Genomic DNA, 14103 nt, shown 5'->3' on the forward strand with positions numbered 1-14103 from the left:
ATGGTCTGTTAGTAAAAAAGGCCTAGTTCTTAAATAAAAATTTAAAAATCAAAATGCAAAATGACAAATCAAAATTCAAAGATGAGTTCAAGAGACGAATTTATAGATTCGCACTTGAAATAATTAAGTTCATTGACGAGTTGCTAAAAGAAAAGACCAGTGAAACCATTGGCAAGCAACTACTTCGGAGTGCTATCAGTATTGGAGCTAATGTGGCTGAGGCCAATGCAGCCAGTTCCAAGAAGGACTACACAAATTTCTTTAATTATGCTTTAAAATCTGCTAATGAAACCAAATTTTGGTTAGGACTGTTAAGGGACTCAGGTAAAGCTGATAAAACTATGGCTAATAACCTATTGAAAGAAACGACTGAAATCGCCAACATATTAGCATCCAGTATACTGACTTTGAAGGGCAAGAGGTAGTTTTTACATTTTGATATGTATTTTAATTTTTTATATTTGCTTTTTGATTTCATTAAGTACATTTGTAGTTTCCAATTTCAGGTTAGTTTAACTTAAATTCTAAAGAGGGAAACGTAGTAGTTTACAACAATTTCGAGGCAGAGAATTGTTTAAAGAATATCTGAATATTCGGGATATCATTGGCCCACTCATTCTGTTACAGGAGGTAGAAGGGGTTTCTTATGGCGAACTTGCCGAAATAAAATTAACCAGTGGTGAGATGCGTCGTGGCAGGGTTTTGGAAATTGCAGACCGAAATGCCCTTATTCAGGTATTTGAGGGGACACAGGGAATCGCCAGGGGTAATGTTAAGGTAAAATTCCTGGGTAAAGGGATGGAGATTGGTGTATCTCCCGATATTATGGGAAGGATCTTCAACGGCGCTGGCGAAACGATTGACGAAGGCCCCCCTATTATTCCGACTAAATTTTTAAATATCAACGGCAATCCAATCAATCCTTGCGCCAGAGATTATCCAAAAGAATTTATTCAAACGGGCATTTCCTCTCTTGACAGTATGAATTCCCTCGTACGCGGCCAGAAACTACCTATTTTTTCAGGTGCAGGGCTTCCCCATGCAAAGATTGCCGCTCAGATAGCACGTCAGGCCAGGGTGCTTCAAGCCGAGGAAAAATTTGCCGTGGTCTTCGCAGCCATGGGAGTAACCTTTGAGGAGTCTGATTATTTTATAACGGATTTTAAACGGACAGGCGCCATCGAACGGGCAGTACTCTTCATTAATCTGGCTGATGACCCTACCATAGAGCGTATTGCCGTACCACGTATGGCGCTGACCGTAGCCGAATATCTTGCATACGAACAGGACGCGCACATTTTGGTCATACTCACGGATATGACAAACTATTGTGATACCCTTCGTGAAATCTCTGCAGCACGAAAAGAGATGCCAGGACGCCGTGGGTATCCGGGTTATTTATATACCGATCTTGCCACCCTCTATGAACGCGCAGGACGGATAAAAGGTAAAAAAGGTTCTATTACCCAGATACCCATCCTGACCATGCCGGAAGATGACAAGACACATCCTATCCCTGACCTCACAGGCTATATCACAGAAGGACAGATCATCCTCAGCCGTTTACTTCATTCACAAGGCATCTATCCTCCCATTGACGTCTTGCCCTCCCTTTCCCGACTCAAAGATAAGGGCATCGGTAAGGACAAGACACGGGAAGACCACTTTGATGTGGTAAATCAACTCTATGCTGCCCACGCCAGGGGAAAGAATGTCAAGGAACTGGCCATTGTATTGGGCGAATCAGCACTGACCCCTCTGGATGTGCAATATATAAAATTTTCAGAACTCTTTGAAAAGATATTCCTTCAACAGGGCGCGGAAGAGGATAGAACAATCGAAGAAACACTGAACCTTGGGTGGAAGATTTTAGGATTTTTGCCTAAAACAGAATTAAAAAGGATTAAACAAGAATATATTGAAGGATATTACAAACCCTGGGATAATTTATTACAGAAAAATACGGATTGACACAGAAAAAATAGATAAATTGGTAGCCACAGGCTTCAGCCTGCGTAACCTGGTCCTCGTGTAAAGCGTGAATGGCGCAACCTAAAGGTTGCGGCTACCAGTGTAATTCCGTGAGGTTCCGTGGTAAACCACAACAAATAAAAGTACAATGAAATTACAAATTAATGCCACCAAGATGGAGTTTTTTAAATTGCGTCGAAGGCTTTTAATGGCCGTACGGGGGCACAAACTCCTGAAAGATAAAAATGAAGGCCTGATGAAGGAATTTTTGATCCTGGTAAAAGCGTATAAAGAAGCACGTCAAAAGGTGGATACCGATTTGCCCAACCATATGAAAATGTTTCTCCTTGCACAGATTACCTCTTCTTCTCAAAACATATCCACTGCCTTAGAGCAATCGAAGGGAACATTAGAACTCAAGACTCTTGCGAAAAGCATATTGAATATTAAAGTACCTGTATTTGAAGTATCTTTAACCGAAGATAACTCCTATAGTCTTATAGATACGCCCACAGAACTCGATGATGCAATTACACAACTTAAGGAATTTCTTCCTCATATAATTCGGGTCGCTGAATTAGAGCAGTCTATGCGTCTGTTAGCTAAGGAGATAGAAAAGACCCGCAGGAGGGTAAATGCCCTGGAACACGTGCTTATTCCGCAACTACAGGATTCCATAAAATTTATCAAATCAAAATTGGACGAAATGGAACGTTCCAATATAAGCAGGCTCATGAAGATAAAAGAGATGCTGGTCTCAAAAACACGATAGCAAGCACAGAGAGAAAGTTGTAAGGGCAAAATGCTGGCCCAAAGCAACTTAAAGATGAGGTTATTTGTCATGAAAACAGCATCGATCAATATATCACTATCAGAAAAACAGCTTTTCTCGAAGCCGCAAAAATTGCAATTGAAGAAGAAAAGGAACTGAAAGGAACTACCGGGTACTGAAACCATGCACGAAAAAATCAAAATGGGCATCAGCTCCTGTTTGCTTGGGGAAAAGGTGCGTTATGATGGCAGACATAAACTCGACCGCTTTATAACGGATACCCTTGGGCAGTATTTCGAATGGGTGCCTGTTTGCCCTGAATGTGAATACGGGCTTCCCGTACCACGGGAACCTCTACGCCTGGTAGGAAGACCTGAATCTCCGCGACTCATAACCATCAAGACCGGTATTGACCATACGGAAAAGATGCTACAATGGGCAGAGAAAAAACTCGGGGAATTAGAACAGGAAAATCTCTGCGGTTTCATCTTTAAGAGCAAATCCCCAAGTTCTGGCATTGTCGGTGTCAAGATGTATACTCCGTCTGGTATACCCAGTCAACGCGGCGCTGGCATCTTTGGCGGCGCTTTCATGAAACACTTTCCACTCATCCCGGTAATTGATGACGGACGTCTCCACAACCCCCAGTTAAGGGAAAATTTTATTGAGAACGTTTTTGTTTTTCAACGATGGCAGAAGATTCAGAAATCGAAGAGCATTAACGACCTGGTAGAGTTTCATACCAACCACAAACTTCTGATGCTGGCTCATAGTCCCAGGCATTACTCATCCCTGGGTCAACTCGTGGCAAGTGCAAAAAGGGTAAAGCAGGAAGACCTGTTTTCTGCATATATTCAGGGTTTCACGGAAGGAATGAGACTCCTTGCAACTCCAAAGAAAAACGCAAATGTCCTGTTACATATTTCAGGATACTTTAAAAAACTTATATCGGCTGATGAAAAGCAGGAATTACTTGAAATTATTGAAAATTATCGCATGTCTTTTATTCCACTAATTGTTCCCATTACCCTGATAAAACATTACGTCAGAAAATACAACATCGCTTATTTACAAAGACAGCACTATCTCAATCCCCACCCGATGGAACTTATGCTGCGAAACCATGTATAGCAGTGTTATGTGATATGCCATTCTGAAATATTTTCCAATATTTTTTTTGCCCAGTACATCCTCATGTACCCATGCATCTTTCCTCTTTTGACCATCTCTGACTGAGCAGCATTCCATAGTTCATCATGGGTTCCTGCATTTTCAAACTGCTCCGGCGAATACGTATATTGTCTCTCATCATGCCTGTGTTTGTTCAGGGTTTCCTTTGCCCAGGCAGGGAAACCCTGAAAATTGTCATACTGCGGATTATAAAAGCAAAAATTATACGACAGCTCACGCCTTACGATAAGTTCCTCGAGAAACGCATTACCGGATCTGCCCTTGTCAGTCATCTTTAAAATTTCAAGCACTACCCTTTGCGCTGAAATCTGGCCAAAATGAAGATAAGGCGACAGATGAGACTGGGCATCCCTTGCAGGGTCATTCCTTTGTGTGTCGTAATACTGTAATTGATTCTGCAGGAATTTTGCAAGTGCCTTATTAGCGGCTTTTTCCCCTGGTTCAATCCATGAAAAAAGTTGACCTGTATCTGTCGCCTTAACAGACTTCACACACGTATCCCAGTCTACTGTATCCACCTGACCATCCCAGAGTACAGGATGTTTCCTCACCGGTGGGTATTTATCCAAAAATTCTGGTAAGAGGCGATGTATCTTCGGGCGCAATGTATATGCTCCATATTCCTGTTTCAGTGATGCTATCCGGCAAGGCACGATATTATGCGCATCAACCTCGTAGAAAGGAATGTCAATGTTTCCCGCTACAGCATCGTTCCACCCTTGCTTTATTCTGAGGGGATTAAAGTCCGTCACAAGAGTACCAACCCTGTATTTTTTGATAAACCGTGGTATTTCACGGTCAGGAGAACCTGTAAGGAGAAAGAAGGGGATATTCCTTTTCTGTAAGGCTTTTTCCGTCTCCTGTAATCCCCTGAGCATAAAGTGATAATGACTTTTCCCTGCATCAAGAAACCGTGGTACAAGGCAAAATACCACAACCATAGCAACTTTCTGCTGAAGGGCTAACTCCTGGGTAAAAATAAGCGCCCAATTGTCACTGGCACGTTGATCACGGCTTATCCAGTAAACAACAGGAAGCAGAATAATAAATGCCAAGTTCCCTTTTTTCTCATTGACATTTACAATCATTTAGAATTATGCTTGGCGACAAGGGAGAAACAGTATCATAATTTGTTAGCTTGTCCAAATCTCAAAACCCAAAAGGAGAACAACCATGAAAGACGAGAAGAAGAAACTGACCACCAACGCTGGAGCCCCTGTTCCGGACAATCAGAATGTAATGACCGCTGGACCACGTGGTCCGATGCTGCTGCAGGACGTCTGGTTCCTGGAAAAGCTCGCACACTTCGATCGAGAAGTCATCCCCGAGCGGAGAATGCACGCCAAGGGTTCTGGCGCATACGGCACCTTTACTGTCACCCACGACATCAGCCGTTATACAAAAGCAAAGATTTTCTCACAAATCGGGAAAAGGACCGATCTTTTCACCCGTTTTTCAACGGTGGCAGGTGAGCGTGGCTCTGCTGATGCAGAGCGAGACATCCGGGGCTTTGCCGTCAAGTTCTACACGGAGGAGGGTAACTGGGACCTCGTAGGGAACAACACACCCGTCTTTTTTCTGCGGGATCCCCTGAAGTTTCCCGACCTCAACCACGCCGTAAAGCGCGATCCCCGCACAAATCTGCGCAGCGCCCACAACAATTGGGACTTCTGGACTTCGCTTCCCGAGGCACTACACCAGATCACCATTGTCATGAGTGACCGTGGTATACCCGCCACCTACCGTCACATGCACGGATTCGGCAGCCACACATTCAGCCTCATCAACGCCAGGGGTGATCGGCACTGGGTTAAGTTCCATCTGGTCTGCCAGCAGGGCATTAAGAACCTGACAGACGAGCAGGCCGGGGCACTCATCGGGAAGGACCGGGATAGCCACCAGCGCGACCTTTACGAAAGCATTGAGAGGCGGGATTTTCCCCGGTGGAAGCTTTTCATTCAGACAATGACGGAAAAGGAAGCAGCTACCTGCCCTTACAACCCTTTTGACCTCACAAAGGTATGGTTCCACAAGGACTTCCCCCTCATCGAAGTGGGAATAATGGAACTGAACCGCAACCCTGAAAACTACTTCGCCGAAGTGGAGCAGTCGGCCTTCAACCCGGCGAATGTGGCGCCCGGCATCGGCTTCTCGCCGGACAAGATGCTGCAGGGACGTCTTTTCTCTTACGGCGACGCCCAGCGCTACCGTCTCGGTGTGAACCACCATTTGATCCCTGTGAATGCCTCACGTTGTCCTTTCCATAGCTATCACCGAGATGGAGCTATGCGGGTTGACGGCAACCATGGTGGCACTCTCGGTTACGAGCCCAACAGTTACGGCGAGTGGAAGCAACAGCAGGAATTCGCCGAACCTCCCTTCGGCCTGGAGGGATCAGCCGACCACTGGAATCACCGGGCGGATGAGGACTACTTCAGCCAGCCCGGCATGCTGTTCCGTCTCATGAGTTCCGAGCAGCAAGAAGCTCTCTTCAGTAACACTGCACGCGCCTTGGCAGACACACCAAAGGAAATCAAAATTCGCCATATAGGACACTGTCTGAAGGCCGATCCTGCCTATGGCAAAGGTGTGGCTGATGCGATTGGCATATCGATCAGCGAAATACTCAAATAGGAAGCACTATCAGCTAACAAAGGTATACTGCGGACGCACCGCCAAATTCAGGCGTTAGGCTAAAAACATTTTTCATGCCCTGCGTGAGCGGCTAGTTATGATATGAAATAATATCCAATGCACTAATGGATACTATTAAAAAAACCACTTAATTAAAATTGTTAAGCATTACCGGAACACGAGGCGCAGCACGTTCCCAATGTCTGACTCAACTTTCCGGTAGGATAAAGTCATGCAGTCAATGTAAATCTGACTGGTTTGAAAAGATACCCCTGGACTTTATTGGTTACGGGTTTCTGGGGTATAATGCGCTTGAAGGTATGTAATAACTTTCTTTATCTCATCCTCCGGGATAAGGGCCCCGTACGTATTGATCATTTTATAAACCTCATCTTCCCACGTGGCAGCCGGAAGCGGGGGCTGCATGGTAATATACGTAACGCTGTGACACAAGTCGCAGTAACCTTGTATAATCTCGCGGCCTTCACCCGGAGTCAATTCAGGGGTATAAAGGGGATATGGTCCTACATTATAAATTGAATCCAACGATTGTTGGATAAAATCGGGCTGAATAATACTGTGCAAAATTCCTTTACTATACTGACCACTACGAACCAGTCCGGGGAGACCCGTTTTAGCTAAAAGAGGTTTATTCAAGGCGATTACAAGAAGCCCTATCAAAACACATATTATCTTTTTCATCTTAGACCTTTCTGTGGTCAGTAATCAAAATAAATATCGTCTAAATCTTATTTCTCATCCAGCTATGCATGAACACGGACAAACGAAGTTCGTCGTTCGCCTGAGCGCTCACGACGAAGTCCGTGCCACCCAGAAACCAGCATAAATAAAATGAAAATTCCTATACAATTAAACTACTGCGATACATCCACCATCACTTCCTGTCGTTCGATCTTATTCCACAGGTAACCTTTTGGGTTCCAAACGCCTTCGTCAGTTTGGATATTACCTTTTTCGTCAGTTGCCCGCACGGCAAGTACATACTTGCCAGTGTGTTTTGGAACCCAGATTATCTTCCAGGTACGGAAAGAGTACCGTCCATAATCTTCTCCGAGCATGGCATTACTCCATCTGGTGCCATCGTCTGCAGAGAACTCCACTTTGATAACACGCCCATAACCACTGAAGGCAATGCCACGCACAGTTACCGGCATCTCTAACGGAATTTTACCCGATCCGTCCGGTGTGATAATAAACGAACGGACGGGCATTATACCGACAGGAACCATACTGACCCTACCCTCCTTGACGTCCTTTGGGGTAGTGTTACCCCGGGGCGTATCAGGAACACAATATGTCTTCGTCATCCAGAAATTCGTATCTGGTTTGTCCAATACCCGAATCCAGGTTAAGGCCTTGGTCCAATACGTTGAGAATTTGCCAGGAACAACTAAACGAACCGGGAATCCGTTCAACATGGGAAGCGGCTCACCATTCATCTCATAAGCCACAATGGTTTCATTGATAACCGGGTCATTCAAACTCAGGGATTTCAGATACCTGTACGAGACACTCTCCTTCAATCCTCTCCCCTTTTCCAGCCCCTCAAACTGTACCTGCACCGAACCTGTCTTAACCCCTGCAACATCCAGTAAATCCTTGAGGCGCACTCCTGTAAAGAGGGCGTTACCCATAGCCCCATTCCCCCATTGAGCGCCAGGCACACGAGGCTGAAAGCGACTGCGGCTATTGCCGGAACACTGGTTGACTGCTGCAATAGAAACGGATTTGAATCGTTTCATGAGGTCGGACATGGTTAAAGCCAGCGTTTTTTCAACATGCCCTTCCACCAAAAGTCGCCACTCAGAAAGGTTCACGGCATTCGGGATACCTTCCAGGTGCCATCGCACATAAAATGCAGCATTGGGGGTAAACGGAGTAAGGAAGTAATGCCGGGGGGTTTCCAGCTGGACCGGTCGGTCAGTAAGCTGAATCAACGGAAGTTTCTGAGGATAAATAACAAAGGAACCTATCGCTCCCCAGTACGGATTAGCATCCGGTCCGGTAAAGCCGGGCATCGGCTGAATAGCCTGACCAGAGACCTGAGCCAGGGCCGACGGTAACTTGCTCAAACCAAAGAGGGCAGCTCCTCCCCCAATCAACTTGATCAAAAACCTGCGTGATACCACTTTTGCTTTTTCTCCTGACATCTTATCGCCTTTCTCTTTATACCAGAATTATGGGAGACGCCTTTAGCTGGTTCGAGCAAAAAATATTTTTCGTAATTTGCAACGGCTTAAGATATTGACTATTTCATATTAAAGAACCACAGCGCTGATAAAACCGATCAAGGCGCCAAAAACTCCTCCCCAAACAACCAGCCACCCCAAATGTGTACGCATCATTTCCTCAACGATTTCTTTCACCCGCTGTGGTGTAAATTCGTTTACCGTAGCATCCACCATAGAGGCAATTTTGGACCGGAAGATTTCAAAATCAGTCTCTTTCTGTAGAACAGAGGCTACGTCAATATTACGCAAAATTTCAGACGCCTGTCTTTCAAATTCCTTTTTAAATGGTTCACGCATGGGTTCAATGACCTTTTCTCCGCCAAATAAGGTAAACATACCACCGAAAGAAGAATTTTTGATCACCGCCACAAAACCACGAAATACCTTATCAAAATCAATCTTGTCCAACACCAACTCTGGCTGTATAGTGTGAGGCAGCGTATTTTGGGTAACCTTCACAAAATTTTCTCTGGTAAAAAAGTTCTCTATAATAAGAGAACGAATACTCCCTTTAAACTGATCAAACCTCAGGGCAATAATTCCAGAGCCATAAAGTCCTGGTATCCTTTCAAAGAGCATATATACAGCAAGCCAGTTCGTCAATGCACCCGATAAGGCAAAAAGACTGGCCAGCATGAGGGCATTTCGGCCGGTAAATTGAGGGATTACATAAGAAACCCCAAATACAACAGCGGAAATCAAATTGGTCAGGAAACTTTTGTTCCTCAGTATCCTTACTTTATTTAAGTCCAACCATGCAGCTTCATCACCAAGCGCCTGTGGCGGAAGCCTGTACGAAATCGCATCTGACTTTTCTTCAGACATTTTCAACATCTCCTGTTTCGCAAACTCACATTCTCTATGAATTTGATTAGACAACAATACGTTTCAGGTATTAACGGTTAAAATCTTAGGACACAGGCTAAGAAATTCGTAATTCACGTTATACCACATAATACAATGAAAAAACCAAAAACAGTACCAAATCATCTCTGACTATGTCATAGTTTATTATTGACCTAGTCCGTAGTCAAGAGATAAGCACCTTCGTTAAAACTCACCATACTGTTTTATCCGGCTGGATTTCAATCTATTCACCCCAAAACTTCATTTATGACCCAACATGTTTTTGGATAAATAAGAATTGTTTGCTCAACGTTGAAATAATGACCATGATTTTGCTATCATGGATGATAAAGAGGTTTTTACCAATAATTGACCAGGATGTAAAAATATGAAGATACGGCGGCGGCTATTGATTTACTGGATCGTCTATATCCTTTGTGTTGCGATTCCGTCCATATCGTTTTCGCAAGAAGACTTATCAGTGGTAGTCAAATATATTCAGTCATCTGTTGTGGTTGTCTTACCCTATGATAAAAATGGCGAACTCCTCAACCGGGGAAATGGGTTTTTTATCAACAGGGATGGCGATGTTGTTACCAATATCCATGTACTTCAGGGCGCCACCAGCGCCCAAATAAAGACGGCATATGGGAGGGCATACACGATTACCAGAGTTTTGGCTCAGGACAAAGAAGGGGATCTTATCCGGGTATCAGTTGATATCCCTCCGAGAGTGGTACATCCTTTGACGTTGAGCGCCTCTCTTCCTGATGCAGGCGAACAAGTCGTCGTGATCAGCAGTCCGCCAGGTCCTGAGCAAAAGGTCTCTGGTGGTATAGTCTCCGGAATTAGTGAGGTTCCAACATTTGGAACAACTATGAAAATTACCTCTCCATTCTCTTCTGAAGGTAGTTGCAACCCTGTGCTAAATATGAGAGGTGAAATCATTGGGCTTGTGACCTTTCAAATCTCTGAAGGTCAAAATCTGAATTTTGCAATTCATACTAAACGGGTAGAAAAACTTGTCCGGGATAATGACCTGACCCATAACGAATGGGTTGAAGGAGAACCAAACGAATGGTTTTCCAGCGCTGAAGGGTTTTGTAACCGCGGAATTATTTCTATCGCAGGAGAAGACTACCGGAATGCAATATCCTGTTTTGAAAATGCGGTTAGGAAAAATCCACGTTATGCCGCTCCTTATTTCTTCATCGGCTATTGTAATGATGCGCTCGAACGGTACCCAGAAGCGATCGAAGCATACAGGCAGTCAGTCAGGATCGATCCTTATTTTGTCGAAGCACACTCAAATTTGGGCGCAGATTATGACAGGCTGGAGCGCTACGGGGCAGCAGTCGAGTCTTACAAGCAGGTAACACGCATCCATCCTGAAAATGCCGAAGCGCTCTACAAACTGGGCAGGGTTTACTGCATGCTTGGACGTCACACGGAAGCAGTCAAAGCCCTCAACCAGTCAATCCTTCTCGATCCTGACCTTATCGCAGTATACCCCAGTCTTGGTCTCGCCTATTTCAACCTCGGACGTTATCCTGAGGCAATCGATTCCTACAAACAGGCGATCACTATCAAACCTGATGATGCCAATGCACACTCCATGCTGGGTGCAGCCTATGAAAAACAAGGAAATTATACAGAAGCAATTGAGGCATGGAAGAAGGTAATCGTTATGAATCCTGACAACGCAGAGGCATACGACAATCTGGGTGGTGCTTTCAATAAACTCGGACGCTATGCAGAAGCAATTGAGGCTTACAAGCAGGCAACCAGTATGAATCCTGATAATACCAGGGCGCACTTCAATCTGGGTACAATTTATGACAAACTTGAGTGTTTTAGAGAAGCGGTCGATGCCTATAAACAAGCAATCCGCATCAAGCCCGATGATACCGAAGCGCACCTCATGCTGGGCATGTCCTACTTCAAGCTGAAACAATACCAGAAAGCTATCGAAGCTTATAAGCGGGTAATCAGTATCAAGCCTGATGATGCCAATGCTTACTACAATTTAGCCCTGGCTCATGGCATCAACGGACATTACCAGGAAGAGATGGAAGCCTACGAGCAGGCAATCCGCTTAAAACCAGATTTTGCAGAGGCACATCTCGGTTTGGGGATAGTCTACCTGAACCACGGTGATAAGGAACAGGCGCTGGAGGAGTATAAAATTCTGAAAGACCTGGACAAGGATTCAGCCAGCGGGTTGTTTAATCTGATCTTCAAATAATGCGTATTGAAAATATCAAGCATCCTTCCAATACTGGTAATTCCTGAGATAGCTTAAATATCCGCGATTGGTTCCATGCCCTGGATATGGCTTTAGTTTTGATTTAAACCCTTTTGTTTTTTCCATTTTTAATTTTTCTTTTGACATTTAAAGATAATAAATATACTCATGTCATTAATGTAGAGAACCGCCGGATCAGTGGAAGAAGAGTGGTGCAGCGGCAAGTTCTCTATTTGGAAGAATTCAATGATACTCAACGGGCGGGATGGGTTCGGACGATAGAGGCACTTTGGGGTGAGAAGAACAAGGTAAAACAACTGACGGGGGAAGATGATTCGCTGGCACAGAAGGACAAGCCGTATCGTTGTTTGGATTTGCTGCTTGAGCATCGCGACGATCTGTTTGGTTTTTTAAAAGGGCAATGGGGCAAGCTGCTTGGCGCGAAGTATGATGTGCTGCTGTATGATTTGACGAGCACGTATTTTGAAAGTGATCCGCCACCGACGGGATCTGGGGGTAAAAAACGGTTTGGGTACAGCCGGGACAAACGTTCGGATTGCGTTCAAGTGGCATTGGTATTAACGCCGGAAGGATTTCCCGTGGCCTACGAAGTATATCCCGGCAATACAAGAGATACCGCGACACTGGAGGAGTTTCTGGATAGGATCGAAAAGCAGTATGGGAAATTCCGGCGCACCTGGCTTATGGATCGCGGTATTCCAACGGAGGACATGTTGGAAAAGATGCGCTCACGAGGGATTGATTATTTGGTTGGCACGCCCAAGGGACATTTGACCCGTGTTGAAAAAACCGTTGCTCGAACAGCCCCTGGATGCAGGCGCGAGAAAGCGTCAGCGTGAAAAGTCTTCAGCAAGAATCGAAGTTCTACGTCTCTGTGAAAAGCCATGACCGTGTAGCCAAGGATCGCTTTCCATCCGTCCCATATGGCACCAATTGGAAAAGAGAATTGAAGCCCATATTTTTGTCTCCTTTTTGGCTTTTTGTCTCCACACGGCGTTGCGAAATCTTGCGCGGGGACGAGCCGCAGGGCTGACATCCGAAGCCATTTGGGAAAAATGTCGAACATTCAAATGATTGATGTTCATTTACCAACCACGGATGGCCGTCACATTGTCATGAGCCGATATACCCAGCCGGAAAAGGATGTTTCTCTCCTTTTGGCACAATTGGGATTGACGCTTCCTGAACAACCGCCACCCAAGGTTTATGCCTCAGGACAGGTCGGGTCAGCCTTTAATGCCATCCGACATTTTAATAATAAAAAATTTTACCGATCTTCTATAAAGACTTCGGGACTGCTTTATAAAAATCCTCAGAAGAAGATTTATGTTGAAGTAAGGAGGGTATTTGAGTTCCTGACATCTACGGGTGTAAAATATGAGATTGATGTTCAATCTATTGAAAGTGAGAGAGTTATCGAGTTAATTAAAGAGAGGGAGAATATGCCCTCATAAACAAGCAATTGGCCGCGAAGGGTGACGTAAAGATATTAATTGTGTCCATGAAAGAGGCACGATCCAAATATCTGGAAGACTTGTTACGAAAACAGGGATACATTGTTTATGTGGCCAACAAAAAGCAACAGGCCCACCTGAATGTATTGATAGTGAGTGAGAATGAGATTTTTAAAAAAACTTCTGTGCAATGCATCCAAAGAAAAAACTTAAGATTGTTTTTTGTTAATACTGCAGAACATGCAACTGCTGCCTTGAAGAGATATAAAATTGATTTTATTCTTGTGGATACTGAGGTTCCGGGTTTAGATGGATGTCGATTCCTTACGTTCGTAAAAAAGAATTTTCCCAATATTATGACTATTGTGGCTTCTAAAAATCTTCAAGAAAGGTGTGATTTTTTGATAAGCGGTGCAGACAATTTTTTCGCTGAGCAGATTGCCATGAAAGAAGTACTTTCACTCGTAAGTTGATGGTGTCTTTCGCTCTGCACAGCAACAGCATTATTTTGTTAAAAAATACGTGATGAAAAAAACTTTAGGCTATAAGTTGATTTCGATCTGACTGATGACTTATCAATACTTTGCGACACATCTTCCCCTTGCCTTGCCCCTTTACTCCATTTGTTTATTTCACGTGTTCTTCCATAGCACATCGAATTTTGTGCAGTACAGACCAAGCTGAAGAATACGAAACATTAATCTCCTTCATTAATTG

At 44.4% G+C, this 14103-nt stretch carries 11 protein-coding genes and 1 pseudogene; 8 read left to right on the forward strand and 4 right to left on the reverse strand.

The genetic code is table 11. The annotated features are described in order from the left end of the window. Positions 1-53: 53 nt before the first annotated feature. The 4 genes from BROSI_RS16505 to BROSI_RS16520 all read left to right on the forward strand — a co-directional run bounded on the left by BROSI_RS16505 (position 54) and on the right by BROSI_RS16520 (position 3874). A complete protein-coding gene (locus BROSI_RS16505; RefSeq protein WP_052564883.1) occupies positions 54-425 on the forward strand; it encodes a four helix bundle protein in 372 nt (123 codons plus the stop codon). Positions 426-570: 145 nt separating this feature from the next. Further along, positions 571-1971 carry a V-type ATP synthase subunit B gene (locus BROSI_RS16510; protein ID WP_052564884.1) on the forward strand — a complete coding sequence of 467 codons (1401 nt, stop codon included), beginning with the start codon at positions 571-573 and terminating at the stop codon, positions 1969-1971. Positions 1972-2119: 148 nt separating this feature from the next. Next, entirely contained in the window at positions 2120-2743 is a 624-nt protein-coding gene (locus tag BROSI_RS16515) for a V-type ATP synthase subunit D (protein ID WP_052564885.1), read from the forward strand. Positions 2744-2926: 183 nt separating this feature from the next. Then, the gene (locus BROSI_RS16520) at positions 2927-3874 is read left to right on the forward strand and encodes a YbgA family protein (protein WP_052564886.1); all 948 of its coding nucleotides are present in this window, start codon (positions 2927-2929) and stop codon (positions 3872-3874) included. A 5-nt stretch (positions 3875-3879) separates the two neighbouring features. Here the strand turns inward: BROSI_RS16520 and BROSI_RS16525 are convergent, their stop codons facing one another. Beyond that, positions 3880-5022 carry a deoxyribodipyrimidine photo-lyase gene (locus BROSI_RS16525; RefSeq protein WP_052564887.1) on the reverse strand — a complete coding sequence of 381 codons (1143 nt, stop codon included), beginning with the start codon at positions 5020-5022 and terminating at the stop codon, positions 3880-3882. 85 nt (positions 5023-5107) lie between these two features. On the opposite strand from BROSI_RS16525, the gene BROSI_RS16530 reads away from it, so the two are divergent. Next, on the forward strand, positions 5108-6568 hold the full coding sequence (locus tag BROSI_RS16530) for a catalase (protein ID WP_052564888.1): 1461 nt from the start codon (positions 5108-5110) through the stop codon (positions 6566-6568). Positions 6569-6847: 279 nt separating this feature from the next. Here BROSI_RS16530 and BROSI_RS16535 read toward each other — a convergent pair whose 3' ends face one another. From BROSI_RS16535 to BROSI_RS16545, 3 genes are all read right to left on the reverse strand, one after another. Beyond that, the gene (locus BROSI_RS16535) at positions 6848-7270 is read right to left on the reverse strand and encodes a c-type cytochrome (RefSeq protein ID WP_052564889.1); all 423 of its coding nucleotides are present in this window, start codon (positions 7268-7270) and stop codon (positions 6848-6850) included. A 173-nt stretch (positions 7271-7443) separates the two neighbouring features. Further along, positions 7444-8739 carry a molybdopterin-dependent oxidoreductase gene (locus BROSI_RS16540; RefSeq protein ID WP_052564890.1) on the reverse strand — a complete coding sequence of 432 codons (1296 nt, stop codon included), beginning with the start codon at positions 8737-8739 and terminating at the stop codon, positions 7444-7446. Between the two features lie 108 nt (positions 8740-8847). Continuing rightward, entirely contained in the window at positions 8848-9645 is a 798-nt protein-coding gene (locus BROSI_RS16545; RefSeq protein ID WP_230400705.1) for a DUF445 domain-containing protein, read from the reverse strand. 409 nt (positions 9646-10054) lie between these two features. On the opposite strand from BROSI_RS16545, the gene BROSI_RS16550 reads away from it, so the two are divergent. The 3 genes and pseudogenes from BROSI_RS16550 to BROSI_RS16565 all read left to right on the forward strand — a co-directional run bounded on the left by BROSI_RS16550 (position 10055) and on the right by BROSI_RS16565 (position 13859). Further along, positions 10055-11911, forward strand: coding sequence for a serine protease (locus tag BROSI_RS16550; protein ID WP_052564891.1), 1857 nt, complete (start codon positions 10055-10057; stop codon positions 11909-11911). 290 nt (positions 11912-12201) lie between these two features. After that, positions 12202-13386, forward strand: a pseudogene (locus BROSI_RS21505) (IS1634 family transposase); the annotation flags it as partial. 47 nt (positions 13387-13433) lie between these two features. Beyond that, positions 13434-13859, forward strand: a complete 426-nt coding sequence (locus tag BROSI_RS16565; protein ID WP_230400743.1) for a response regulator — start codon at positions 13434-13436, stop codon at positions 13857-13859. Positions 13860-14103: the final 244 nt, after the last annotated feature.

Source organism: Candidatus Brocadia sinica JPN1, assembly GCF_000949635.1.
Classification (GTDB): Bacteria; Planctomycetota; Brocadiia; order Brocadiales; family Brocadiaceae; genus Brocadia; species Brocadia sinica.

Excerpts from the sequence above, each read along its gene's own strand:
- BROSI_RS16505 (WP_052564883.1), top strand. The coding sequence starts at position 54 with ATGCAAAATGACAAATCAAAATTCAAAGATGAGTTCAAGAGACGAATT.
- BROSI_RS16515 (WP_052564885.1), top strand. The coding sequence starts at position 2,120 with ATGAAATTACAAATTAATGCCACCAAGATGGAGTTTTTTAAATTGCGT.
- BROSI_RS16520 (WP_052564886.1), top strand. The coding sequence starts at position 2,927 with ATGCACGAAAAAATCAAAATGGGCATCAGCTCCTGTTTGCTTGGGGAA.
- BROSI_RS16525 (WP_052564887.1), bottom strand. The coding sequence starts at position 5,022 with ATGATTGTAAATGTCAATGAGAAAAAAGGGAACTTGGCATTTATTATT.
- BROSI_RS16530 (WP_052564888.1), top strand. The coding sequence starts at position 5,108 with ATGAAAGACGAGAAGAAGAAACTGACCACCAACGCTGGAGCCCCTGTT.
- BROSI_RS16535 (WP_052564889.1), bottom strand. The coding sequence starts at position 7,270 with ATGAAAAAGATAATATGTGTTTTGATAGGGCTTCTTGTAATCGCCTTG.
- BROSI_RS16540 (WP_052564890.1), bottom strand. The coding sequence starts at position 8,739 with ATGTCAGGAGAAAAAGCAAAAGTGGTATCACGCAGGTTTTTGATCAAG.
- BROSI_RS16545 (WP_230400705.1), bottom strand. The coding sequence starts at position 9,645 with ATGTCTGAAGAAAAGTCAGATGCGATTTCGTACAGGCTTCCGCCACAG.
- BROSI_RS16550 (WP_052564891.1), top strand. The coding sequence starts at position 10,055 with ATGAAGATACGGCGGCGGCTATTGATTTACTGGATCGTCTATATCCTT.
- BROSI_RS16565 (WP_230400743.1), top strand. The coding sequence starts at position 13,434 with ATGAAAGAGGCACGATCCAAATATCTGGAAGACTTGTTACGAAAACAG.